The sequence below is a fragment of the Carbonatibacter coralli genome (assembly GCF_039592655.1).
In the GTDB taxonomy this organism is placed as follows: Bacteria; Pseudomonadota; Alphaproteobacteria; order Kiloniellales; family Kiloniellaceae; genus Carbonatibacter; species Carbonatibacter coralli.
In genome coordinates this window covers 68,789-93,971 of record NZ_JBBUTJ010000005.1, presented here as the reverse complement: position 1 = coordinate 93,971, position 25,183 = coordinate 68,789, and the positions used below count along the sequence as shown (strand labels likewise).

The 25,183-nt window shown below is 55.6% G+C and carries 21 protein-coding genes; 12 read left to right on the top strand and 9 right to left on the bottom strand.

Going from position 1 to position 25,183, the window contains the following annotated elements:
• Window positions 1-182: 182 nt before the first annotated feature.
• The gene (locus tag AAAH10_RS12310) at window positions 183-677 is read right to left on the bottom strand and encodes a P-loop nucleotide/nucleoside kinase family protein (protein WP_343563968.1); all 495 of its coding nucleotides are present in this window, start codon (window positions 675-677) and stop codon (window positions 183-185) included.
• A gap of 227 nt (window positions 678-904) precedes the next feature.
• Between AAAH10_RS12310 and AAAH10_RS12305 the strand changes: the two genes are divergently transcribed.
• Window positions 905-2,014: a YHYH protein gene (locus AAAH10_RS12305; RefSeq protein WP_343563966.1), complete on the top strand. Its 1,110-nt coding sequence runs from the start codon at window positions 905-907 to the stop codon at window positions 2,012-2,014.
• A 39-nt stretch (window positions 2,015-2,053) separates the two neighbouring features.
• Here the strand turns inward: AAAH10_RS12305 and AAAH10_RS12300 are convergent, their stop codons facing one another.
• The gene (locus AAAH10_RS12300; protein ID WP_343563964.1) at window positions 2,054-2,812 is read right to left on the bottom strand and encodes a DeoR/GlpR family DNA-binding transcription regulator; all 759 of its coding nucleotides are present in this window, start codon (window positions 2,810-2,812) and stop codon (window positions 2,054-2,056) included.
• A gap of 250 nt (window positions 2,813-3,062) precedes the next feature.
• On the opposite strand from AAAH10_RS12300, the gene AAAH10_RS12295 reads away from it, so the two are divergent.
• The 6 genes from AAAH10_RS12295 (at window position 3,063) to AAAH10_RS12270 (ending at window position 9,077) form a co-directional block, all read left to right on the top strand.
• A complete protein-coding gene (locus tag AAAH10_RS12295) occupies window positions 3,063-4,799 on the top strand; it encodes an ABC transporter substrate-binding protein (RefSeq protein ID WP_343563962.1) in 1,737 nt (578 codons plus the stop codon).
• Between the two features lie 144 nt (window positions 4,800-4,943).
• Window positions 4,944-6,029 (top strand): ABC transporter ATP-binding protein, encoded by a 1,086-nt coding sequence (locus AAAH10_RS12290; protein ID WP_343563960.1) that lies wholly within the window; start codon window positions 4,944-4,946, stop codon window positions 6,027-6,029.
• A complete protein-coding gene (locus AAAH10_RS12285) occupies window positions 6,022-7,128 on the top strand; it encodes an ABC transporter ATP-binding protein (RefSeq protein ID WP_343563959.1) in 1,107 nt (368 codons plus the stop codon). Before AAAH10_RS12290 ends, AAAH10_RS12285 begins: the two co-directional genes overlap by 8 nt.
• Window positions 7,125-7,988: a carbohydrate ABC transporter permease gene (locus tag AAAH10_RS12280; RefSeq protein WP_343563958.1), complete on the top strand. Its 864-nt coding sequence runs from the start codon at window positions 7,125-7,127 to the stop codon at window positions 7,986-7,988. Before AAAH10_RS12285 ends, AAAH10_RS12280 begins: the two co-directional genes overlap by 4 nt.
• 13 nt (window positions 7,989-8,001) lie before the next feature.
• Window positions 8,002-8,799: a carbohydrate ABC transporter permease gene (locus AAAH10_RS12275; RefSeq protein ID WP_343563956.1), complete on the top strand. Its 798-nt coding sequence runs from the start codon at window positions 8,002-8,004 to the stop codon at window positions 8,797-8,799.
• Window positions 8,799-9,077, top strand: a complete 279-nt coding sequence (locus tag AAAH10_RS12270) for a DUF2160 domain-containing protein (RefSeq protein ID WP_343563953.1) — start codon at window positions 8,799-8,801, stop codon at window positions 9,075-9,077. Before AAAH10_RS12275 ends, AAAH10_RS12270 begins: the two co-directional genes overlap by 1 nt.
• A 102-nt stretch (window positions 9,078-9,179) precedes the next feature.
• Here the strand turns inward: AAAH10_RS12270 and AAAH10_RS12265 are convergent, their stop codons facing one another.
• A complete protein-coding gene (locus AAAH10_RS12265) occupies window positions 9,180-10,061 on the bottom strand; it encodes a LysR family transcriptional regulator (protein WP_343563951.1) in 882 nt (293 codons plus the stop codon).
• A 104-nt stretch (window positions 10,062-10,165) separates the two neighbouring features.
• On the opposite strand from AAAH10_RS12265, the gene AAAH10_RS12260 reads away from it, so the two are divergent.
• A complete protein-coding gene (locus tag AAAH10_RS12260; protein ID WP_343563948.1) occupies window positions 10,166-11,422 on the top strand; it encodes a M24 family metallopeptidase in 1,257 nt (418 codons plus the stop codon).
• A 40-nt stretch (window positions 11,423-11,462) separates the two neighbouring features.
• On the opposite strand, the gene AAAH10_RS12255 is transcribed toward AAAH10_RS12260, so the two are convergent.
• The gene (locus AAAH10_RS12255; RefSeq protein ID WP_343563946.1) at window positions 11,463-12,479 is read right to left on the bottom strand and encodes a sterol desaturase family protein; all 1,017 of its coding nucleotides are present in this window, start codon (window positions 12,477-12,479) and stop codon (window positions 11,463-11,465) included.
• 115 nt (window positions 12,480-12,594) lie between these two features.
• Between AAAH10_RS12255 and AAAH10_RS12250 the strand changes: the two genes are divergently transcribed.
• Window positions 12,595-13,485 carry a LysR family transcriptional regulator gene (locus AAAH10_RS12250; protein ID WP_343563944.1) on the top strand — a complete coding sequence of 297 codons (891 nt, stop codon included), beginning with the start codon at window positions 12,595-12,597 and terminating at the stop codon, window positions 13,483-13,485.
• Window positions 13,486-13,499: 14 nt separating this feature from the next.
• Here AAAH10_RS12250 and AAAH10_RS12245 read toward each other — a convergent pair whose 3' ends face one another.
• Genes AAAH10_RS12245 through AAAH10_RS12235 form a run of 3 tightly spaced genes read right to left on the bottom strand, consistent with a single transcriptional unit; the run spans window position 13,500 to window position 16,656 of the window.
• Entirely contained in the window at window positions 13,500-13,862 is a 363-nt protein-coding gene (locus tag AAAH10_RS12245; RefSeq protein ID WP_343563942.1) for a hypothetical protein, read from the bottom strand.
• 42 nt (window positions 13,863-13,904) lie between these two features.
• Window positions 13,905-15,245, bottom strand: a complete 1,341-nt coding sequence (locus tag AAAH10_RS12240; protein ID WP_343563940.1) for an NAD(P)/FAD-dependent oxidoreductase — start codon at window positions 15,243-15,245, stop codon at window positions 13,905-13,907.
• A 16-nt stretch (window positions 15,246-15,261) separates the two neighbouring features.
• Window positions 15,262-16,656 (bottom strand): glutamine synthetase family protein, encoded by a 1,395-nt coding sequence (locus tag AAAH10_RS12235; protein ID WP_343563938.1) that lies wholly within the window; start codon window positions 16,654-16,656, stop codon window positions 15,262-15,264.
• 200 nt (window positions 16,657-16,856) lie between these two features.
• Between AAAH10_RS12235 and AAAH10_RS12230 the strand changes: the two genes are divergently transcribed.
• Genes AAAH10_RS12230 through AAAH10_RS12220 form a run of 3 tightly spaced genes read left to right on the top strand, consistent with a single transcriptional unit; the run spans window position 16,857 to window position 19,736 of the window.
• On the top strand, window positions 16,857-17,969 hold the full coding sequence (locus AAAH10_RS12230) for an ABC transporter ATP-binding protein (protein WP_343563936.1): 1,113 nt from the start codon (window positions 16,857-16,859) through the stop codon (window positions 17,967-17,969).
• Window positions 17,970-17,976: 7 nt separating this feature from the next.
• A complete protein-coding gene (locus AAAH10_RS12225; RefSeq protein ID WP_343563934.1) occupies window positions 17,977-18,915 on the top strand; it encodes an ABC transporter permease subunit in 939 nt (312 codons plus the stop codon).
• Window positions 18,912-19,736, top strand: coding sequence for an ABC transporter permease (locus AAAH10_RS12220; protein ID WP_343563933.1), 825 nt, complete (start codon window positions 18,912-18,914; stop codon window positions 19,734-19,736). Before AAAH10_RS12225 ends, AAAH10_RS12220 begins: the two co-directional genes overlap by 4 nt.
• A 307-nt stretch (window positions 19,737-20,043) precedes the next feature.
• Here AAAH10_RS12220 and AAAH10_RS12215 read toward each other — a convergent pair whose 3' ends face one another.
• Both AAAH10_RS12215 and AAAH10_RS12210 read right to left on the bottom strand, forming a co-directional pair.
• Entirely contained in the window at window positions 20,044-21,123 is a 1,080-nt protein-coding gene (locus AAAH10_RS12215; RefSeq protein ID WP_343563931.1) for a polyamine ABC transporter substrate-binding protein, read from the bottom strand.
• Window positions 21,124-21,268: 145 nt separating this feature from the next.
• Window positions 21,269-25,168, bottom strand: a complete 3,900-nt coding sequence (locus AAAH10_RS12210; RefSeq protein WP_343563930.1) for a DNA topoisomerase — start codon at window positions 25,166-25,168, stop codon at window positions 21,269-21,271.
• Between the last annotated feature and the right edge of the window lie 15 nt (window positions 25,169-25,183).

Below are 25,183 nucleotides of genomic sequence, written 5' to 3'. Positions count from 1 at the left end.
GGGAAAAGAGGGTGAAAACGCTGTGCCCTGCTGCCTTCCCAAAACATCAGTGCAGGGAATTTCCCCAATCCGCCCAGCTGAGTCATCTGGCCCTTACGGTCATCCTTTTAAAAGCGGTCTTTATGACCGCAATCCTCATTCCGGGCGTCCTCCCAACCGGCACTCCCTGTGCAGGAAAAGCCTCACCCCTTTTCCGAAATACGAATCAGATGAAAGCCTTCCTCCGGTGAGGGTTCCTCGAAATAACCTGTCACCAGATGGAACATCCCGGGTGTGTCTGTTTTTGCCCTGTCCGGCTGCTCAAGACGTCGTTTGGCGATCTGCGCAAGACAACGTTCATCCGAAAAATCGAGGTAAAACAGCTCATGGGGTGCCTCCACTTCAGCGCAGAGGCTTCGCAGCCAGGTCCTTTGTGACAGGGTGTTTGCCGGAAAGTCCATCACCACATCAACTCCCGCCGACAGGACGGATTGCACCAGCGCCCGGATCGGGGTTTTCAGCAATCCGGAACAAGCGGAGTAGTCGGCCAGCGTGGAGATCTGATCGGGATAGAGGGCTGCAAGCCACTCGTCTTCTGACAGCAGCACCGCTCCTCTTTCCAGAGTAATCTCCCGTGCCTTCGTTGTTTTTCCGGCGCCCATCTTGCCGCAAAAAAGAACAAGCGTTCCCTTTTTCATCCGATGCCTCACCCCATCATTCGCCCGGTAATCCGAACAGACCAAACTTGCGCAACGCACTGAACCTCATCAGCAAAAAGGATATCCGGCAGCGGACAGCATGACCAGCAGACAGCGTGCATTTTTGCAGAAATCGGTCTTGCCTTTGCCACAGTGTGCATGAATGATTCCTCACATATTGCTGTTTCCAGACAGTTTTGAACAGGATACAGGGAAAGGCGGACGGAATGTCTCTGAACAAAAAGATCCTGCTGACAGGCGCGATCCTGACAGCCTCCTTTTCATGGGCCATTGCCCAGACCGCAGGGCCGGAAGGGATCAGACCGCCCCCGAACGAAGCCTTTGAAGCCTGCTTTGACAAATCCGCAAACGCAGCCTGCTCTTTTCAGACAGGGCGTGGTGCCATGGATGGTCGCTGCCGGATCCCGCCGCGGACAGAGCGACTTGTCTGTGTTCCGGCAAGAGGAGGTGCACGCCTTGATGATCATCCTCCCCGTCCCGGCGGAATTGCTCGCACGGGACGGCAGCACGGGATTGTCCAGTCCAATGGCACCCCTGATCTTGTTCCCGCCACAGAGCAACCCCCAACGGACAACCGCTACTTTTCGGATGTCGAAGGAAACTGGCGAATCATCAGGGCCAACGCGATCCCCGATCACCTGACCGGGCAGTTCCCGAATTCCGGAAATCCCAACCGCATTTCAGAACAGAGCATTTCTGTCCGCATTCCACTCAATCCCGAATGGAAGGAACGCGCCACAGCAATTCGCGAACCTGGCTGGGCCGTGAACGGCGTACCCTTTGATCCGGGTGCTGACGAGTTTTTTCAGGGGAACAGGAGAAGCGGCTGGCAATACGAGGCTCTTTCCGGTGCCATAGAGCTGGGGCTGGATCACAACCATGCCCACGTTCAGCCGACAGGAAAATATCACTATCACGGATTGCCCACCCTTTTGCTGGAAGCCATGAATGTCCGGGCGGACAGACACTCGCCCATTGTGGGCTGGGCCACAGACGGCTTTCCGATTTACGCTGCCTTTGGCTTCAGTGATCCACAGGACACTAGCTCCGGCATTGTTGCCCTGACATCAAGCTACAACCTGAAAAGCGGGCACCGCCCCTCGGACGAGGGAAATCCCGGAGGCCATTACGACGGTACCTTTACACGCGATTATCAATACAGGCACGGCTCGGGTGATCTGGATGACTGCAATGGTCGCTTTGCCAAAACACCGGAATTTCCCGGAGGCACCTATGCCTATTACCTGACAGAGAGCTTTCCGGTCATTCCTCGCTGCCTGCACGGGACGCCTGCTGTCGGGGCCTCCCGGCCCTGAACACAGAAGGAACTTTCACAAAAACACAGACCCGGTGCTCTAGGGACAGATGATCTTGGCACCACCTGCCTCGGCCATCTGGCGGAAGCCGGCAGGAGGTGTTTGCTCCATGATAATATAGTCCAGATCTGCAGCATGGCAGATCTTGTAAGGCGCAGAACGCTCGAACTTGCTGCTGTCACAAACCAGTATGTTCACCCGCGCATTGGCCATGATCGCACGCGAAACAGCAACCTCGCGTCCGTCATAGTCCAGAATATCGCCATCCTCATCCAGCGCAGAGGCCCCGAGGATTGCATAGTCAACCTTGTAGCGCGAGATAAAGGAAACAGCTTCCTCGCCAATAACAGCGCCATCACTCTGCCGGACAGATCCGCCAACCTGAATCAGCTCCTTGACCTGCGAGCCGAAGAAAGAGGCGATAATGTTTACATTGTTTGACAGCACAATCAGCTGCTCGTGACGGGAAAGGGCCAGGGCAACCTGCTCGGTTGTCGTGCCGATGTTCAATGCCACGGAGCAGCGGTTGGGAATCAGACCCGCAGCCAGTTCCGCAATGCGTTTTTTCTCTTCGATCTGCTGGACACGACGTTCCGAGTAATCCTGGTTGGAAACAGAAACCATCTGGCGCGCACCACCATGGGTACGCATGGCAAGTCCCCGCTGGCACAGGACAGCAAGATCGCGACGCACTGTCTGGGTCGTTACATTGTAATGCGTCGCCAGCCTGTCCACCTCGACACTGCCATCAGCGCGAATTGTCGTTAGTATTTCAAGCTGACGTTGTGTAAGCTCCATAAAGTTTTCTTTCCCTGTTCACCACACTGCTGTTTCCGGATTGTATCAGAATATCCAAAGAATGTTCATTTCAACATCCTGAAGACCATACCGGCTCCCTGTTTTTGGTCTTTTATCATGAAAATCTGTCTCTGCCAAAAGCCCTGCAAGCTTTTCTATTGACTTTCACTTATGATCAAGTGAACATCTTCCCGTCTTTCATATATGAAAACGAATGAGCGAAAGACTCTGACCCACAGGGAGACACGCAATGAAAAAATATCTACTCGGGGCCACAGCCGCCATGGCTGTTCTGGCTCTGTCCCCTGCCGCTATGGCAGATGTTGAAGCCGCGAAAAAATGGATTGATCAGGAATTCCAGCCATCCGCTCTCTCCAAGGATGAACAGCTGAACGAAATGCAATGGTTCATCAATGCATCCGAGCCGTTCAAAGGTATGGAAATCAATGTCCTTTCCGAAGGCATTCCAACACACAGCTACGAGTCAGAAGTTCTGACCAAGGCGTTCGAAGAAATCACAGGCATCAAGGTCAACCACCAGATTCTGGGTGAAGGCGAGGTTGTGCAGGCTGTCCAGACACAGATGCAAACCAAGCGTAACCTCTATGATGCCTACGTGAATGACTCCGATCTGATCGGTACGCACTCCCGTCTGCAGCTGGCCTACAACCTGACAGACTTCATGGCAGGCGACGGCAAGGACGTCACCAACCCGGGTCTGGACCTGGGTGACTTCATGGGCACCCAGTTCACCACAGGACCGGATGGCGATCTCTATCAGCTGCCGGACCAGCAGTTCGCGAACCTCTACTGGTTCCGCAAGGACTGGTTTGACCGCGAAGACCTGCAAAAAGCCTTCAAGGACAAGTACGGCTATGATCTGGGCGTTCCGGTAAACTGGTCTGCCTACGAAGACATTGCCGAGTTCTTCTCCAAGGATGTGAAGGAAATCGACGGCACGACAATTTATGGTCACATGGATTACGGCAAGCGCGCGCCTGACCTCGGCTGGCGTATGACCGATGCCTGGCTTTCCATGGCCGGCGCCGGTTCCAAGGGTGAGCCGAACGGTGTTCCGATCGACGAGTGGGGCATCCGCATGGAAGCGGGTTCCTGTAACCCGGCCGGTGCTTCTGTAAGCCGCGGTGGTGCTGCCAACGGTCCGGCTGCGGTCTATGCGATCCGCAAGTGGGACGAATGGCTGCGCAACTACGCTCCTCCCGGTGCGGCATCCTTCGACTTCTACCAGTCCCTGCCGGCTCTCAGCCAGGGTAACGTTGCCCAGCAGATCTTCTGGTACACAGCCTTTACAGCTGACATGGTCAAGCCGAAATCTGAAGGCAACAACACTGTGGATGAGGCAGGCAAGCCACTGTGGCGCATGGCTCCATCCCCGCACGGTCCCTACTGGGAAAAAGGCCAGAAGGTTGGCTATCAGGACGTTGGTTCCTGGACAATCCTGAAATCCACTCCGCTGGATCGTGCAAAGGCAGCCTGGCTCTACGCCCAGTTTGTTGTTTCCAAAACAGTTGACGTGAAGAAGTCCCACGTGGGTCTGACCTTTATCCGTGACAGCTCTGTCAATCACGAGTCCTTCTCCGAACGTGCAGAGAACCTGGGTGGTCTGGTTGAATTCTATCGTTCTCCTGACCGTGTGGCCTGGTCCCCGACCGGCGTCAACGTTCCTGACTATCCAAAGCTGGCGCAAATCTGGTGGCAGCAGATCGGTGACGTAAACTCCGGTGCCTTTACTCCGCAGGAAGCGATGGACCGTCTGGCCGAGGAAATGGACCTGGTCATGGCCCGTATGGAAGCGGCTGACAGGGCTGCGAACGTATACGGTGGTTGTGGTCCACGCCTGAACGAGCCGAAGGATCCGTCCGAATGGCTCGGCAAGGGTGGCGCGAAAGCGAAACTGGACAACGAAAAGCCACAGGGCCAGACCGTCAACTATGACGAGCTGGTTGCCCGCTGGGCGTCCAACTGATCATCAGCCCTTTTGACAGTCTGATATAATGAAAGCCGGGGCCTCCCCGTGAGGTCTCGGCTTTTTCGTTCGGCTTGCCTGAAAACCGTCGGCAGGTCTGACATTGAAAAACGAGGGAATGCAGCGCAAGCAGCAGGACATGGTATGGCGTTAGAGCTAAAAAACATCACACACAAGGTTGGGTCCGAAACCCACATCTATGATACTTCACTCAAACTGGAACCAGGCGGTTTCAATGTGCTGCTGGGCGCAACCAATGCCGGCAAGAGCACCCTGATCAAAATCCTGGCCGGACTGGAAAGGCCCACAGAAGGCCAGGTCCTGATGAACGGTCAGGACGTCACCGGCATCAGCCCGCAAAAGCGCAACATCGCGCTGGTTCACCAGTTTTTTGTCAACTACCCTCATCTTTCCGTTTACGAGAACATCGCGTCCCCTCTGCGCGTTGCCGGTATTCCGAAAGACGAGATCAGAACCCGCGTCCACGAAGCCGCGGAAATCCTGAAACTGGAACCCATGCTGGAACGCAAGCCCGGGGAACTCTCCGGCGGCCAGCAGCAGCGTTGCGCGCTTGCCCGTGCAATCGTCAAGGAAAGCACAGCCATTTTCCTCGACGAGCCCCTTGCAAACCTGGATTACAAACTGCGCGAAGAACTGCGCGACCAGCTTCCGGATCTCTTTGCAAACCGGGGATCGATCGTGGTCTACGCAACCTCCGAACCGGCAGAAGCCCTGATGCTGGGCGGTCAGACAATCCTGATGCACGAAGGCCGCATCACCCAAAGCGGCGCAACCGGCGATGTTTACCGCAAGCCCCAGAATCTGACGGCTGCAGAAGTCTTTTCCGATCCTCCCATCAACCGCGCGACCGTTACCAAGAAAGGCACCAGCTTTTCTCTGGGTACATCCGTGACATGGGAGGCAACCGGTTCATCGGCATCGCTGGCTGACGGCACCTACACTGTTGCCATTCGCCCGCACTTTGTCGTTCCGACAAGAACAGAAAGCTGCTCTGTCGCGCTGGATGGTGTGGTCGAGATCACCGAGATTTCCGGTTCCGACTCTGTTGCCCACTTCCGTCCGGGACAGGACTCTTCATGGGTTTCCCTGGCCTCCGGCGTTCACCCCTACAATGTTGGCGAAAAGCACAGCTTCTTCTTTGATCCAACAGCGTGTTTCTATTTCGATCAAAACGGCTCACTCGCCGCAACAGGAGGCGCTCATGGCTGAAATCACGCTTGACGGCCTTCGCCACAGCTATCTGCCCAATCCCAAAAAGCAGTCCGACTATGCCCTGAAACAGATGGACCTGAAATGGTCCGACGGCGGGGCCTATGCTCTGCTCGGGCCATCCGGATGTGGCAAGTCTACCCTTCTCAACATTATCTCCGGCCTTCTGATCCCGAGCGAGGGACGCATTCTCTTCAACGATCAGGATGTGACCAGTCTGGCACCGGACGAGCGCAACATTGCGCAGGTGTTCCAGTTTCCGGTGATCTACGACACCATGACCGTCTATGACAATCTGGCCTTCCCGCTTCGCAACCGCGGTATCGCAGAAGACCGGATTGAACAGCGCGTGCGTGAAATCTCGACCATGCTGGAGCTGGATGACATGCTCAGCCAGCGTGCCTCCGGTCTGACACCGGACAACAAGCAGAAAATCTCCATGGGCCGCGGCCTCGTTCGTGACGACGTCAACGTCATCATGTTTGACGAGCCGCTGACAGTGATTGACCCGCTTCTGAAATGGAAGCTGCGTTCCAAGCTCAAGGAACTGCACCAGAAAGTCAACGTCACCATGATCTATGTGACACACGACCAGACAGAGGCCCTGACCTTTGCCGATCAGGTCGTGGTTATGCAGGAGGGGGAAGTGGTTCAGGTCGGCACACCGATCGAACTGTTCGAGCGTCCGGCACACACCTTTGTCGGACACTTCATCGGCTCGCCCGGCATGAACATCCTGCCGTGTGAAATTCTGGATGGAAAAGCCCTGTTCAACCAGCAGGCTCTGGAACTGGAAGGTCCGATCCGGGCCGATCTCGCAGCCAGTCCAGACAGCGCAAGAACGGAAATCGGCATTCGCCCGGAACACGTCTCTCTGGGCAAGGCCGGGGACAGCAACACGCTGGGCGGCACAGTGCGCAAAGCCGTCGATCTTGGTCACCAGAACGTGGTCGAGGTTCTTGTCGGCGAACACCGCATCAACGCCATTACCGAAGGCGATCTGCCGGCCGCCGGTGACGAGGTGACACTGCACTTCCAGCCTGAATACACGCGCGTCTATGCCGATGGCTGGATCGCAACCGAGGAGGCAAAGGCATGAAAACCCTGAATCAAAAAGCCTGGTTCTTTGTGCTGCCTGTTCTGATTCTGGTGGCCTTCAACGCTCTGGTTCCCCTGATGACAGTGGTCAATTACTCTGTTCAGGAAACCTTTGGTGACAACCTCTTCTTCTGGCAGGGCCTCGACTGGTTCCAGCAGGTTCTGCGTTCCGAGCGCTTCCACGGTGCCCTTGGTCGCCAGGCCTTGTTCACCATCACGATCCTGCTGATCGAAATTCCCCTTGGCGTTGCCATTGCACTGGCCATGCCGCGCAAGGGTTTCTGGGTTCCGGTCTGTCTCGTCCTGATGGCCTTGCCGCTTCTGATTCCATGGAACGTTGTCGGTGCGATGTGGAATATCTTTACCCTGCCGGATATCGGTCTGGCCGGTTACACCATCAACGAGGTTCTGGGGATTGAGTACAACATGACCCGCAGTCCGCTGGCGGCCTGGATCACCATCATCGTGATGGATGTCTGGCACTGGACCTCTCTGGTTGTGCTGCTGTCCTACGCCGGGATTATCTCCATTCCGGATGCCTACTATCAGGCGGCAAAGATTGACGGAGCCTCCAACTGGGCGGTTTTCCGTTACATCCAGCTGCCGAAAATGAAGCGCGTTCTGACCATTGCCGTCCTGCTGCGCTTCATGGACAGCTTCAACATCTACACAGAACCTTTCGTCCTGACAGGCGGTGGCCCGGGCAACTCGACCACACTCCTGTCCATTGATCTGGTGAAGACCGCCTTGGGGCAATTCGATCTGGGACCGGCTGCGGCCATGTCACTGATCTATTTTGCCGTGACACTGCTGGTGTCCTGGTTGTTCTACACCATCATGACCAAAGACGACGCGCAATAAGGAGGCCGAAACCATGAAAGCCCGTGCGCTTGTACCGATCATCTACATTCTCTTCCTGCTGCTGCCGATCTACTGGCTGGTGGCGATGAGTTTCAAAACCACCAACGAGATTCTGGGTGGCTTCTCCCTGTTCCCGCAGACCTGGACCATCGAGAACTACGCTGTGATCTTCACCGACCCAAGCTGGTACTGGGGTTACATCAACTCCATCGGCTACGTGAGCCTGAACACCATCATCTCGCTCGCAGCGGCCCTGCCGGCAGCCTATGCCTTCTCCCGCTATCGTTTCCTCGGGGACAAGCACCTCTTCTTCTGGCTGCTGACAAACCGCATGGCACCTGCCGCCGTCTTTGCCCTGCCCTTCTTCCAGCTCTATTCGGCTGTCGGCATCTTTGACACCCATCTGGCTGTTGCACTGGCACACTGCCTGTTCAACATTCCACTGGCTGTCTGGATCCTCGAGGGCTTCATGAGCGGCGTTCCAAAGGAACTGGACGAGACCGCCTATGTTGACGGCTATTCCTTCCCGGCCTTCTTCCTGAAGATCTTCGTCCCGACCATCAAGGCCGGGATCGGTGTCGCCGCCTTCTTCTGCTTCATGTTCTCCTGGGTGGAGCTGCTGCTGGCCAAGACCCTGACAGCCGTTGCCGCCAAACCGATTGCAGCAGTGATGACCAAGACCTCGTCCTCTGCCGGTTTCGAACTGGGGCTGCTGGCCGCTGCCGGGGTTCTGACAATCATCCCCGGCGCGATTGTCATCTATTTTGTGCGTAACTACATCGCCAAGGGCTTTGCCCTGGGGAGGGTATAATGTTGAGTTGGATGGCCTGGACCTGGCCCACAGCAGCACTCTTTATCGGTATCTTTTCCGCAATCGGCCTGCTTGCCTTTATCGAGGTGCGCAAGCCTGGCGGGGCTGAACGAAAGGGCGTCCTCGGGCTGACCACAACCCGTGGTGACCGCCTTTTTATCGCTCTTCTGGGATCAACCTACATCTTTCTGGCATGGCTGGGCTTTACGGATGCCCAGCTCTGGACCCCACTGGGTCTGGCGCTGTGCTGGGGGACCTTCTGCTTCTGGAAGGTCTGACGGCACACCGGATCCTGTTTCCTCCCGGTCACAAAACACCGGGAACCTTGCAAGCCCTGCTCTCCAAAGCAGGGCTTTTCTTTTGCAGGTCTGCCTCTCTGCTCAGGCAGACAAACCTGTCAGAAGATAATCGCAAAAAGTCCTGCTCTCGGCGCTCAGGGCAAGCCCCGCCCTGTGACAGAGATAATAGCTCAAACCCGTTTCGTAACGCTGATTTCCCAGGACAGTCAGCGTCCCGTTTGCCAGCTCGTTATGCAACAGATACAGGCTTCCCAGGGCAACACCCTCTCCACGAACAGCCGCACCGATCGTGTGCGCAAAGCTTCTGCAACGGACCACTGGTCGATGGACCAGATCAGGTGCATCCATCCGGGGAAGGACACTCCCCCAGTTGCTCCAGTCCGGTGCCAGACGCGTGTAATCCAGCAGGGGAGCCTCTTTCAGGCGGCTGTCCGCTTTCAGGATATCCGGGTGAACAACCGGAACAAGAATCTCGGGAAACAACAAAGATGCGTTCCAGCCCGGAACCTCGCCCTTGCGGTCGTAAATCACGATCAGATCATTGTCGCCCTGAATCAGATCCTCCTGATTGTCGGTGTTGCCCAGATCAATCTGGCAGGAGGCTTCTGACAGGCTGAACTCCTTTACCCTGGGCATCAGCCAGAACATCGTGACAGCAGAGTTGGAGGCCACGCTGACCCGCGTTTGCTGGCGGGCAGAAAACTCCGAAAAAACGGCGTCGAAGTAATCCAGCCCCATCGAAACCTTTTCGCGCAACAGCTCGCCACGGTCTGTCAGGAAAAGCTTGCGCCCGATCCGCTTGAACAACGCAGATCCCAGATGCTCTTCCAGCTGGCGAATACGCTTGCTGACCGCGGCCTGCGTCACAAAAAGCTCCTCTGCCGCAAGGGTAAAGGAGTTCAGACGGGCCGCTGCTTCAAAAAAGATCAGACTGTCCAGGGGAGGCAGGCTCTTTCTGCGCACAATACATAACCTTTGGTTATTTCAAACAGGATTTTTTATACAGTTTACTTAAATAACAGATAACGAAAAATAGGGAAAAGCAATCAAAATCGACGGAGAGAGACATGGCCAATTTTGACTGGCACGCCGAACGCAGCGATCTGAACGGACTCGCCCTTCTGGACCGCTCGCCTGAAAGCGAGGGTATTGATCTGAGTGCTGTACGCCTCTATCGCCTTGGACAGGTGCGCAAGGAGATGGCAAAACGCAACATTGATGCTGTTATCCTGTCCGACCCGATCAACATCCGCTATGCCACAGGGGCACGCAACATGCAGATCTTCTGCCAGCGCAATGCTCCGTCGCGTTACCTTTTGCTGACGGCAAACAGATCCATCCTCTTCGAGTTTACAGGCTGCGAACATCTGGCTGAAGGCTTCGAAACCATTGATGAGGTGCGCGCTTCCAAAACAGCCAGCTACGTTGCCGCAGGGCCACTGATTGCCGAGCGGGAAAAGGCCTGGGCGCAGGAGATGAACGCGCTGATCGTTGAACTGACCAGAAAGCATGCAACAGTCGGTCTCGAACGCCTCAATGCCGGGACAGCCATTGCCCTGAAGGAACTGGGATTGCGTATCGTGGATGCCCAGGAACCTGTTGAACGCGCACGGGCCATCAAATCCGAAGAGGAAATGAAGTGTGTGCGTGCCTCCCTTCGCGCAACCGAAGTTGGCGTTCAACGCCTGAGAGAAGCCCTGCGACCGGGCCTGACAGAGAATGAACTCTGGTCTGTTCTCCATCAGGCCGTTATCGAACAAAACGGCGATTACATTGAAACCCGCCTGCTCAGCGCCGGGGAACGCACAAATCCCTGGTTTCAGGAAACCGCGCACAATGTCATCGGCGAAAACGAGCTGGTCGCCCTCGACACCGATGTTGTCGGATGCCACGGCTACTATGCCGATTTTTCCCGCACCTTCCATGCCGGTCCCGACAAACCGACCGAGTTGCAACGCACGCTCTACAAGGTCGCCTATGAACAGGTTCACCACAACATGGAGATACTCAGACCCGGCATGACCTTTGCGGAATATGCCGATGAAGCCTGGAACATTCCGGAAAAATACTACAAGAACCGTTACTATCTCTCCGCCCACGGAGTGGGGCTGACGGGCGAATACCCCTACCTTTATCACCACGGTGACTTCCCGAATGCCGGATACAACGGTGTCCTGCTGCCCGGCATGACCATCTGCGTTGAAAGCTACATTGGCGAGGACGGCGGCAGGGAAGGCGTCAAGCTGGAACAGCAGGTTCTGATCCGGGAAGACGGCATCGAACTGCTCTCCCGCTTTCCCTTTGAGGAAGAGCTTCTGAAGTAGGCAGAAAAAAGCCCCGCCGGACTTGCGGGGCTTTTGGGCTTCAGCCTTTTGTTTCACGCAAACGCTTGCGGCGCTCTTTCATCATCGCCTCGCCTGCCTCAGTACCATCGTGATAGCTCCCGAACCACTTGTCCCAGGGCATTTCACCGTTCCCGTAATTGCATTCAAAATAACGGTGATGCATCTGGTGAAAGAACGCTCCCAGCAACAGGCGGGATTTGTCTTTCACCCAGACCGCCTCATAGCCCGAGTGGGAGGATGCCGCACCCAGCATCTGCCAGTAGAGCAAAAACAGCATGTGCACCGGATCGGACGGAACAATCAGGAAAATCAACAGACTGCTGAAATAAAAGAGATGCTCTACAGGGTGCATCGACATCCCGGACCAGGGACCGGGGTTGATATTGCGGTGATGAACATCGTGAAATCTTTTGTAGAGTGCCGGGACGTGCAACAGGCGATGAACAACATAGAAATGGAAGCTCTGCCACAAGGCCAGCAGGGGGAAAAGCGCAACATACCAGAAGGGATTTCCTGCAAAGCTCACCGTCGGCAAGGCATCCTGCGCGTAGTTCCATCTGAGGAAAATCTCGAATGCAGAAGCGATCGGCACCCCGCTGAGCAGGGAATAGAACATGTTGTCCCAGACCTGATAGTTGAGCCTGAACAACGTGTTGCGCTTCTTCGAGATCGGACGCGGATCATATTTGAGCACATTGCCCTGTCCATCTATCCCGTAAAACCAGAAATGCAGGCCCCCGGCAACAATGCTCAGAACAACAGCATTGCGCACCACAACAGCCGCCATCCAGTCCGGTCTCAACAGGGCCTGCGCCTCTGTGACAGGCTGCATCCAGAAGGCCACAACAAAGGCAAAAATCACATAGAGCGAACGATCTGATGTCTGCAGCCAGTTCTGCCAGACCCACTTCAGAAAGGTTACAGGTTTTGGAGGCCAATGCCAGTAAGGGGCATAATCCAGCGGCAGGTCAGGCACATAGTTCCATTTCCTGTTTGCCGGTTTTTTCACAGGTTCCTCTAGCGGCATCTCTGACATGACGACCTTCTTTTTTCCAGTTTTCCGAAAAGCTCCCTTCTCATTTTTCACAGTTTTTAAAACAATAAAAACAATATAAAATGGCCATAATATCCCAATTTATTTATCGTTGATCATGCGCAAACTTCCAAACCTGAACGTGTTGCGGACCTTCGAGGCAGCAGCCCGCCACCTGAACTTTACAGCCGCCGCACAGGAGCTTGGCATGACCCAGGCTGCTGTCAGCCTGCATATCAAGGTTCTGGAAACACAGCTCGGCGAGAAACTCTTCAACAGGCAACCGCGAAACCTGCGCCTGACCAAGGCAGCAGAAGCCTACCTGCCTGCGATCAGGAGAGCGCTGAACGATTTAACCCTGTCAACAAACGGTCTCTTCGGTCCTTCCGGCAGCAATGAAGTCAATCTGAAGCTTCCCATTACAACCATGGTGCTCTGGCTTGCCCCGAGGCTTCCCGCTTTCTGGCAGGAACATCCCGACATCAAACTGAAGATCACAACCAGTATCTTTACCGAGGCTCCCGACCACGAAATCAATGACATCGAGATCCGCTTCGGGCACGGTCAATGGCCGGGTGTCCGGTGCGAGAAGCTCAGTTCCGAAGCGATTGTTCCCATCATCCACGGCGATCTGGCGCCTGCCGGACAGCCCTTTGACTGGAAAGACATCAAAGAAGAGCAGCTGATTCACATTCTGGGCTTCGATGATCACTGGGCGCGCTATTTCTCAGCACAGTCCCTCAATCTGGACAGCTCCCGTCCCAGGCTCGTTGTCGATACCACAGCCATCGCTTTTGAAATGGTTACGCTCAAGGCAGGTCTGGCCTGTGTTCTGAAGCGCTTTGCAGACACCATGATACAGAAGGGAGAACCTGTTGTAACGTCTGGCCCCCCGGTTGTGCTGGAACAGGGACACTACCTGATTGAAAGCACCGGTAACCTGGCCCCGCGTTCAGAGGTCGCCATCTTCCTGAACTGGCTCCGCGAGCGCTTCAACGAAGAAGCATAGAGAGACAGCAGTTTCTATTTCGTACCGATGACGTAATCAACACTGTTGCCCTGATCATCAGAACCGGAGCCTCTGGCCCCCTTTCCTGCCCCGAGGGCCTGATAGTTTCCTTTTGCGGACCTGCCATTTTCACAGACCACGGACCAGATACCGGTCGAAGCGGTGAGCGGTTTGGACGAAGCCTCACAACGACCGCCATTTTCATCGGAAATATAAACGGCTTTCGTTGTCAGATTGATCGTCCCGGACAGCTTGTAGGGCAAGACCTCCCACGTCACTTCCAGTGGCCGGACATCACCAGCCTGCTCCAGTTTCCGATCCGCGCAACCGACAATGAAAAAAGCAACAAAAACAAGCAAAACCCGCAACACAGCCATCAACCCGCTTAACCTGAACGTTGAAAAACCCATTCTTTCAGATCAGAGCCTGTCCCTCAAGGCAAACCAGCTCATTGCCAGCACCAGAAGAGGCCAGCGCAAAAGCGTTCCTCCGGGAAAGACCGGACTGGGGACGGAAGCCATCAGATCAAAACGGCTTTCTGTCCCGTCAATGGCCTCGGCCAGCAGTTTCCCGGACAGTGTCGCCATCCCCAGGCCGTGCCCCGAAAAACCACAGGCCGTCCAGAGATTCCGCTCCGGCTTCATGAAGACGGGCATGCGGTTGCGGGTGATTCCGAGTGTTCCGCCCCAACCAAAATCCAGTCCGGTCCCTTCCAGTTGCGGATAGACCTCCAGCAAGGGCTTTTTGACGAAGCTTCTGATATCGGACGGAAAGCGATAGCGGTAATTTTCACCACCGCCGAACAGCAAACGGCGATCTTCACTCAGGCGGTAGTAGTTGATCACAAACCGTGAATCGGCAACGGCGACATCATCACGGATCAGCGATCGTGCCACAGCTTCCCCGAGGGGCTCCGTTGCCACGATAAAGTTGTTGATCGGCATGATCCGCCGCGCGACAGCCCTGTTCAGGCGCTCCAGATAACCGTTGCAGGCCAGAACAAGATGTCGGGCCGAAACAGAGCCTTCCGGGGTTTTAATCCTGTAACCCTGCTCTCCCCCCCGCAGGGAAACAGAAGACCAGTCGAGAACAGGAGAGCGCTCGTGGACGACCGCTCCGGCCTTCAACGCCGCCCTGCCCAGACCAAGACAGAATTTCAAAGGATTCAGATGCCCGGCATCACGGTCAAGAACACCGCTGAAATACCCCTGCGCGCCCAGCTGTTCAGCCACGGCATCCCGATTGAGGAAAGTAAGGTGCTGATAGCCGTAATCCCGTTCCAGCTTCTCGACATAATCCCGCGAAAAACGACTGTAGGACGCCTTGTGATCGGCATGCAGGACCCCCGGTTTGTAGGCGCAATCAATCTTCTCTTCAGCAATCAGCCCCTTGACCAGAGCCTTGGATTCCTCGGAAAGATCCCACAGGGCCCTCGCTCTGGTGACACCAACCAGATCTTCCAGTTCATGCTGTTCCAGCCTTTGTCCCGAGCCCAGTTGCCCCCCGTTACGACCCGAAGCGCCCCACCCGATACGATGGGCCTCGAGCACCCGGACAGCGAAGCCGCGCCGGGCCAGATGCAGGGCAGCAGAAAGCCCCGTATAACCGGCCCCGACGATGCAGACATCGCAGGTTTCATGCCCCTGCAAAACAGGCTGCTCGGGCAGGAGGTTCGCTGTCGCAGCATAGAAGGAGTCCGGATAATACCCGAACCGGTCATTGGCAAAGAGCAAACCCTTGCGCTTCTGGGCAGCCATCATGATTCTGTTCTGCCTTCTAGACTGTCAGAAGAAGATGCTCTCTCTCCCAGGGAGAGATCACAGCCATGAATTCCTCGAACTCGTGACGCTTGATAATTTTGTAGACATCCGTGAAATCCTTGCCGAGCGTTTCTTCCAGCGCCGGACATTCGTCCAGAAGGTTCAGGGCCTCCAGCAGGGAGCGGGGCAGCGTGTAGTCTGCATCATAGGCAATGCCGGTGCATTCCTTGCGCGGCTTGAGCTTTTCAACAATTCCCAGATACCCGCAAGCCAGACTTGCCGCAATGGACAGATAGGGGTTTGTGTCCGCTCCGATCACGCGATTTTCCACACGACGGTTTGCCGGTGACGAATGGGGAATGCGCAAACCGACAGAACGGTTGTCCTGCCCCCATTCCAGATTGATCGGGGCAGCCCCGCCAATCACCATCCGGCGATAGGAGTTCACATAGGGTGCAAAGATACACATGGCCGCAGGAATATAGCTCTGCTGCCCGGCCAGAAACTGATAGAACAGCTCGCTGGGCTTGCCATCCCCGTCAGAGAGCACATTCTCGCCTGTCTCCAGCGAAACAAGGCTCTGGTGAATGTGCATGGCACTGCCGGGTTCGTGATCCATGGGCTTTGCCATAAAGGTCGCATAGCAGCCCTGACGGAACGCCGCTTCGCGGATGAGACGCTTGAAGACAAAGACCTGATCCGCAAGCTCGACAGGATCACCGTGAATCAGGTTGATTTCCAGCTGGGCAGCCCCGCCCTCCTGAATGATTGTGTCAATCTCCAGCCCCATTGATTCAGCAAAGTCATAAATGTCGTTGATGACCATTTCATACTCGTCGACCGCAGCCATGGAGTAGGACTGCTTGCCAACAGACTGGCGTCCGGAACGCCCCACCGGCGGTTCCAGCGGATAGTCAGGGTCCGTATTCTTCTTGGTCAGATAGAACTCCAGCTCCGGGGCAACAATCGGTTTCAACCCCAGGGCATGGTAGCAGTCCACCACCCGCTTGAGTACGGAGCGCGGTGCCATCCCCACAGGTGTTCCGTCCTGATGCTGCAGGTCATGGATCACCTGCAGGGTTGGATACTTTGCCCAGGGAACCGTCCGCAACGTGGACAGAACCGGGACCAGACACATGTCTGTCTCCGTCCATTCGTCATCCCGATCCAGATCGGCATAGTCTCCGGTAATGGACTGATAATAGATGGAAACCGGCAGATAATTGCTGCGCATCTCGGCAAACTTGTTGGCCGGCATGGCCTTGCCACGTGCGATCCCCGCCAGATCACAGGTCAGACACTCAACCTCGTCAATATCGCGCTCCCGCATCCAGCTGCGCAGGGCTTCCGGATCCGTCGGGATTTCACCCGGCATGACATTGAAGGGCCAGGTGCTGTAATCGGGAGTCATGGTCTGTCCAGTTTTAAAATCAGATAAAAAACGTCAGTTCATCATGTTACAGGAATCTGCAGGTCACTGAACAGATGAAAATTCTTTCGGGAATATGTTATAAAACCGTTATCTGATCGTCACCTTTCCTGTATAGGACCTCCTCATTCAGCCCTGCGTATCTGACCTTCTGCCCGCCCCTGTCTGAAAGTAATCCCGCCTTGACTGACAACGATCCTGCTTCCAAGCCTTCAATGATCCGCTTTGAGGGTGTGACCAAGCGTTTTGGTGACTTCACAGCCATTGAAAATCTGAATCTTGAAATTGATCAGGGTGAGTTCTTTGCCCTGCTGGGGCCATCCGGTTGCGGGAAGACGACCATCATGCGGATGCTTGCAGGCTTTGAGACACCTTCGGAAGGCCGCATTCTGATCAACGGGCAGGATATCTCGAACATTCCCCCGCACGAACGCCCCGTGAACATGATGTTCCAGTCCTACGCCCTCTTTCCGCACCTCACAGTCGAAAAGAACATTGCTTTCGGCCTGAAACAGGAAGGACTACCCCAGAGAGAAATCAGGGAACGCGTCGATGAAATGCTGGCCCTTGTTCAGCTTGAACGCTTCGCCGGGCGCAAACCTCACCAGCTCTCCGGCGGGCAAAAACAGCGGGTTGCCCTTGCCCGCTCCCTCGCCAAGCGCCCGCAGCTGCTCCTGCTGGACGAACCCCTGGGAGCCCTGGACAAAAAGCTGAGGGAAAAGACACAGTTCGAGCTGGTCAACATTCAGGAAAAGCTCAACATGACCTTTCTGATTGTCACACATGATCAGGAAGAGGCCATGACCGTATCATCGCGCATTGCCGTTATGAACGAAGGCAAAATCGAGCAGGTCGGTCCACCGGCAGAGGTCTATGAATATCCACTCAACCGTTATGTTGCCGACTTTATCGGCGATGTAAACATGCTGGAAGGCAAGGTGAGCGGCTACACGGAACAGGGACTTGTTCTGCAGGTTTCCGACAGCTGTCCGGACATTCGCATCCAGACGGCACAGCGACCGCCACTGGGTTCAACAGGCTGGATTTCGATCCGCCCGGAAAAGGTTGCCATTTCACTGGATCAGACAGCCGAGCAGGGCAATGCCGTTCAGGGCGAGGTCTTTGACATTGCCTATACCGGCAATATTTCCACCTATCATGTCAGGCTTGCTGACGGCTCCATGATCAAGGCGCAGACAGCCAATTACCGCAAGCGCGCGAACCATGAAATCACATGGGAAAGCAGGGTCTGGCTCCAGTGGCGGGAAACCGCAGGCGTCTTTCTGGCGGAGTGAGGCGGAAATGTCTGATCACACACAGCCCCTTCCTCCGGCAACCGCGAAGCAGAACTGGCGCAAACGCCTTTTGATCGCCACGCCATATTTCTGGCTCCTGCTTCTGTTTCTCGCTCCTTTCGGCATTGTTCTGAAAATCTCGCTTTCTGACACAGCCATTGCCCTTCCCCCCTACAGTCCGACCTTTGACTGGAGTGACGGTTTTTCCGGCCTGCTGTCCCTGTTCAGGGAGCTGGATTTCGAGAACTACCTCTGGCTGTCGGAAGATCCGCTTTATCTGAACGCCTATCTCTCCAGCCTTCGGATTGCAGCGACAGCCACCCTGTTGACCCTGCTGGTGGGCTATCCTGTCGCCTATGCCATGGCCCGTGCGCCGGAACAGTGGCGCCCGGCCTTGCTGATGTTCATGATGCTGCCGTTCTGGACCAGCTTTCTGATCCGTGTCTATGCCTGGATCGGCATTCTGAAGAACAACGGCCTGCTGAATTTCATCCTGATGTCGGCGGGGATCACAGATGAACCTCTCAACATTCTGGGCACCAATGTCGCGGTCTATATCGGCATCGTCTATTCCTACATGCCCTTTATGATCCTGCCGCTTTATGCCTCACTGGAAAAACTGGATCACACCCTGCTGGAAGCTGCAGCGGATCTGGGGTGCCCGCCGTGGAAGAGCTTCTGGCTCATCACCCTGCCCCTGACCCTTCCCGGCATTGTCGCCGGATGCGCACTGGTCTTTATCCCTTCCATCGGGGAATTCGTTATTCCCGATCTTCTGGGGGGTTCGGAAACCCTGATGATCGGCAAGGTCATGTGGGTGGAGTTCTTCGGGAACCGGGACTGGACTGTTGCTTCAGCCGTCGCCGTGATCCTGCTTCTGATCCTGGTGGTCCCGATCGTGCTGTTCCAGAGACATCAGGAAAAACGCGGGGAGGCTTTCTCGTGACCACCCGAAGCTCCCGCCTTTTCAGCACAACGGTTCTCACTCTGGGCTTTGCCTTCCTCTATCTGCCCATTCTGATTCTGATGATCTTTTCCTTCAATGAATCACGGCTGGTTACTGTCTGGGGCGGCTTTTCCACGAAATGGTACAGTGCCGTTCTTGCAAACGAGGCCTTTCTGGATGCAGCCTGGGTAACGCTGCAGGTTGCCTTTGTGTCCTCAACCCTTGCCACAGTTCTGGGCACCATGGCTGCGCTTGTCCTTGTACGTGTCGGCCCTTTCCGCGGGCGTACACTCTTTAGCGGGATGATCTATGCCCCGCTTGTGATGCCCGAAGTCATTACAGGATTGTCCCTGCTGCTGTTCTTCGTTGCCCTGAACATTGATCGCGGCATTGTCACCATCACTCTCGCACACATCACCTTTTCCATGTGCTATGCCTCTGTGGTGATCTCGTCCCGTCTGGTCAGCTTTGACCGCTCCATTGAGGAAGCGGCAATGGATCTGGGCTGTACACCCTTGCGTGCCTTTATGACGGTAACGCTCCCCATCATCCTGCCCGCGATCGTCTCGGCCTGGCTCCTGTCCTTTACGCTTTCTCTGGATGATCTGGTGATCGCCTCCTTTACCACCGGTCCCTCGGCGACCACCCTGCCCATCAAGATCTACAGCCAGATCCGTCTGGGTGTCACACCGGAAATCAATGCGCTGTCGACCATTATGATCCTGCTGATTTCCTGCGGGGTGATCACGGCCTCTCTCATGACCAAGCGCGCCGAGCAGCGCAAAGCCAGAGAACGCGCAGAAGCGGTACGAAACAGCTGAGACAGGGCCGTTCAGAACAACGTTCCTGCCACAAATCAGACACAGGGGTAGCATATCCTCTGTGAATACAGGTCCGGGAAAAATACCGGGACAGAAACCTGCAACGGAACCGGATCTGTAACCTGCCACGCAGGAAAAAAGGGACAGCCCGCGACGGCTCCCCCTTTTTTTGAAAGATCGAAGGACAGAGAGAACCGGTTTTACCCCGGATTGCGCATCACCCCCGGTCCTGCTGACAGCTTGCCCTGCCCGGACCGGGGGTGATGGTCTGCCCGTAAATGGTCTGTATTTTTACTGGCCGATGTCTTTACTGGCCGGTTTTAACCCTGGTCCAGATCCGGTTGACACGGCGCAGGGTCTTCGCGTCATAGGGTTTGTGCACAAAGAGATTGGCCACCGTTTCCTCTGTCGGGTAGATCGCAGGATCTGTAATCACATCCTCTTCAAGAAGCGGCTGGGATGCCTTGTTACCATTCGCATAGTACACATAGTTTGTTGCTGCAGCCGCAATTTCCGGGCGCATGATAAAGTTGATAAACCTGTGCGCCCCTTCCTTGTTCGGAGCATCAGCCGGAATGGCCATCTGGTCAAACCACATCTGGCTGCCCTCAACCGGCACGCGATACTGAACCGTCACGCCATTGTCCGCTTCATCAGCCGTATCCCGCGCCTGCAGAACGTCTCCGGAATAGCCAACAGCAACGCAGATGTCACCATCCGCAATAGCTGTGACATAATTGGAAGAATGGAACTTCTGAACAAAGGGACGCATCTGCAGCAACAGTTCTTCTGCCTCGGCCAGATGCTTCGGATCGCGAGAGTTGCCATCATGCCCCAGATAGATCAGCGCTGCCGGAATGATTTCGGTCGGATCATCCAGAACGTGAATGCCGCAATCCTGGAATTTTGCGGCAATCTCCGGATTGAAAAGAATGGACCAGGAATCAATCGGTGCATCTTCCATGCGGGCATCGACCAGTTCGCTGACCGTTGCAATTCCTGTCGTTCCCCACATGTAGTTCACGGAATAGCTATTGCCCGGATCAAACTGCTCGACCCGTTGCTTGATGTCCTCCCAGAGATTTTCCCTGTTGGGCAGCAGGGACTGGTCCAGCTTTGCAAAGACACCGGCCTGAATCTGGCGGGACAGGAAGTTGTGCGTCGGAACCACAACATCATATCCACTGCCACCCGTCAGCATCTTGGTTTCAAGGGTTTCATTGGTATCAAAAACGTCATAGATGACCTTGATGCCTGTTTCCTGCTCGAACTGTTCCAGAATGGATTCATCAATGTAGTCCGACCAGTTGTACACGCGCACTTCCTCGGCCGAAGCCAGTGCAGGCAATAGCGCAAGACCGGCCACAGCCAGACAGTTTTTCGTCATTTTTTTTGATGTTGAGCTCACCGGCGACACTCCTCCCCGAATAAAAATAAGGGTCTCACAGACAGCAGCTGATCCTGTCAGCATGAAGGGCCGACAGCTTAACGCATTGCAGAACAGGGCCAAAGAAAGAAATCATTTTAACTCCTCACACCAGAGAGAAGCCCCTGACCAGCACAGCCATATCCCTTGCAGCTTCCAGAACGGCGACCGCATCCCCGTCTGTTTCCGGCCCCGAAGACAGGACAACTGCAGCCCGACAGGCCTGCGCTGTCTGCTCAAGTGGCAACACAAAAGCAGGGACCAGCAGATCACACAGGGCAAAGGGAACAGTCCGGCTCTTCGAACCGAAGGCAATGGTCAGCCGTTCGGCCTCATGATCAATATCCCTGACCCAGCCCAGATCACCCGCAGCCAGCATCAGTTCGGTCCAGTCCTCCTGGACCAGAAGGGGATCACCGATCCGGAAACGCCAGCCATGGACATCCCTGAAAGCCGTTTCCCTTTCAGGAGTCAGTGCCTCCTGCAGGGCACGGTTCAGGGCTGGCAGGTTCTTACGGGGCAGATCGGAAACAATCCGTATATCCCGCAGGACATCAACCGCTCCCTTGCCTCCAGCCAAAGCCTTGAGGCGTGCAGGCAACCGGTTTTTGACAATCTCCACAAGCTTGGGAAAACCATCCTGTGCAGAACGGACAGGCATGACAAAGAAATTGTCGCCCTCCCCCGGCGCCGGCAGGGACTCAAGTGACTCACCCTTTTCAAGCAAGGCCACAGCCTGATCCTTCAGGCTTGATTGTTCAGCCACGACCGGGAAGCCCGCAACCGGTGTCAGCTCAAACCCTTCAGGCCCCTTTCCGGCAAGGAGAACCCTTGCATCCGTCGGAACAGCCTCCAGCAGGGCGGCAAGCAATGCCTTTCCGGAGGCTTCGGGATACCAGATAACAGCACAGTCGCAATTCTCGAAAGGCTTGCGGCTCCCAAATCTGAAACCGTCGCCCTTGCTGTTGCGTCCCAGTGCTTCAAGGAAGGATTCAACCTCCTCGTCATACCCTTTGGAGAGACGGGAGGCCTCGCCATCACCGGCCGCCAGATGACGCAGCTTGTACTTCTTGGCAGCCAGCAGTTTCATTCCGGCCATCAGAACCAGTTCACTTCGGGAACCTCTGTGACAGGCAGCGCGGGACAGGGCTGTCCCTCCTCCTTCAAGCAAAGCGGAAAGAGACCGGTTTTCCTGTTCCGACAGCTTTGTTTCCAGCTGTTTTTCCAGCCAGGGGACCGCTTTACCCAGATCAAGGGACGGGAAATCAGACGGAGCGCCCTTTTCAAGACGCCTGACCGCTTTTTTCACGCGGGACTGCTCGTCCTGACGGGATTTCAAGTCAACCCCGGCTTTGGTTTGTACAAGCCATCCCTTTTCGCAGCCCTGTTCCAAAGCCGCTTTCAACGCTCCTGTCGACAAAGCGAGACGGCGCTCCAGCAAGGCAAAAAGCTTCTCTTCCGCCTGGGGACCATCCATGTGCCTGAGCGCGTGAACCAGCGCAGCTTCCGCACGCGGAACAGCCTCTGACAGAGGAATGCCCTGACCCTGTTCACTTCTGCTCCAGAGACGGTCGGCCTCCTCAAAACCGGGTCCTGCGGCCTTGAGAATCATGGCATAGGGACTGGCTTCAAGCTCTCCCTCATCAAGCAGGACCTCAAGGCGTTCTGCATAACGGACAGGCAGTCCCAGTGTCCCGAGCTTCTGTCTGAGCGCCTCCAGCTTTTTCTGATCGGCGCACCACTCGAGAAGATTTTTGATCTTCTTCGCCCCCAGCCCCTTGCCATCCTCTCCCTTGAGGAACTTGAGCTTTTCTTCCAGCTCTTCGTCCGGTGCCTTCCAGAAGTTCAGAACCTCCGGGCCAAAGCTTTCCACAAAGGCTCCGGCCTGTTTTGCAGAGATTCCCGGCAACCAGCCACTGGCCACCTTTCTTTCAAGCGCAGCAACAGAAGGGCCTTCACTGTTTTTCGAGAGGTGCTCATCCAGAAAGTCGCGGCAGGTGTCAAAATTCGTGTTCAGCCCCTTTGGCAGCCTCAATCCCTTGCGCGCGGCAATGGAAAAGGCTGTTTCCTTCATCTTGTCGGTTGGCTTGCTGACCTTGCCGCCTTCCTTGCCACCCCTGGGGGCCGCAACGCCGGTCTCGATCTTTGGGGCCGTTGCGCTGCGTTCTCTCAGAATTCCGATCAGACGCAGGGTCTCATCACCGATTTCGTCCCAGACACTGCGCGCAGTCTGATGCCCCAGCAGAATGTCATCCAGCTTCATTTCCCACAGAGCCGTAACACCCGGATCAACCAGTTCCGGTGCAGCCTGTTTCAGGGTTCTGAAAAGGGTCATCCCCGGGTCGGTCGGCACGATATGCTTGCCGCTTTGCGCGATAAAATTCTGGCGTTTCAGTCCGGTGATGATGCTGGCCCGTGTTGCAGGCGTTCCAATGCCCTTGGCTTCTTTCAAGCGCTCCTGCTGGTCCCTGTCATCAATAAAGCGCCAGGCGTTCTGCATGGCATCAATCAGCGTTCCCTCGTTAAAACGCGGAGGCGCCTTTGTTTTCTTGGCATCCAGCTCAACCGGGTCAAGTTTACCGACAGTGCCGTTGTTGACAGGGGGCAGTTCGCCTTCGGTTTCATCCTCACCCTTTTTCTCGGTGCTTTCGCTGTAAACCTCTTTCCAACCCATAATCTTCGGGATGTTGCCTGTGATCTTGAATTCCAGGGGCTCCTTCTGTGATTCGATCTTCACGTCCATGGAGAGTGTCGTGGATTCATAGACATAGTCCGGCATCAGGATCGCCAGATAGGACGCAGCAACCAGATCAAACATCTTCCGCTCATCCTCTGAAAGACGCGGATAGATCATCGGCAGGCGATCCATGGTGTTCTTGTTCGGAATGATCGCGTGGTGCGAAACCCCCTTCAACCCTTCATCCGAGAAGTGCCCGCTTTTGCCCTTGCGGATTTCAGGGTTTGCCAGATCAAGAGCGCTGAACTGGGGCAGCTGGATCAAACCTGCGATGATCTCCGGCACATCGGCAATCTGGTTCTCGGCAAGATAGCGGGATTCCGCACGCGGGTAGGTCTGGATTTTCTTGCCATCCCCGTCATAGAGTTCCTGGGCAACGGACAGGGTTTTGTCAGCCGTCCAGCCCCAGCGGCGCGAACAGATCTTTTGCAGCTCGGGCAGATCCAGAAGCTTGGGCGGTTTTGTTTTCTTGGTCTTCTTTTCGGCCTTGATAGGACCTTCAAACCCCCTGACCTGCGCAGCAAGGGCCTCGGCCCTTTCCTGTTCCAGAATGCGCTCTTTCGGCGCATGGCGCAGTGTGACTGCACCGACTTCGGTCTGCGCTGTTGCTACCAGATGATAATAATCCTGGGGCGTGAAGCTGGTGATTTCCTCTTCGCGGATACAAACCAGCGCCAGCGTCGGCGTTTTCACCCGTCCAATCCCGATCGCCCCGTATTGCCCCGGCTGTTTCAGCGCCACAGTTGCTGCACGGGTCAGGGACAGATTGTAAACCTGATCCGCCTGCTGACGGGCCATGGCCGCCTGTCCCAGATTGAAATAGGTTCCGTTGTCCTCGAGCCGGTCAAAGGCCTCGCGGATGGTTTTCTCATCCTGCGCCGTGAACATGGCCCGCTGCACAAGACCGCCATAGCGAAAATGGCGCAGAAGCTCTTCACCGATCAACTGTCCCTCCCGGTCACAGTCGGTGGCAATAATCACGCGTTCGGCTGTTTTCAGTCCACCTTCAATGGCCTGCAGCTTGTTGATGGCAGAAGGGCTTGCATCCGGAACCGGACAGGTTGGATAAAAATCCTCCGGTTTGAGAAGATCATACCCCCATTTGCCCCACCCCTTGTTCACAGCCTGGGGCTCCTGCAGGCTCAAGAGATGGCCTTCGGCAGCATAAACCTGCCCATAGGAACTTCCAATCGCAGCCATCACATCCTTTTTCTGGGATGTTTTCTCGGTAATAACAATGGTTTTAAGGGCTTGATCCGGGCTTTTCACGAGTGACTTGTTCTT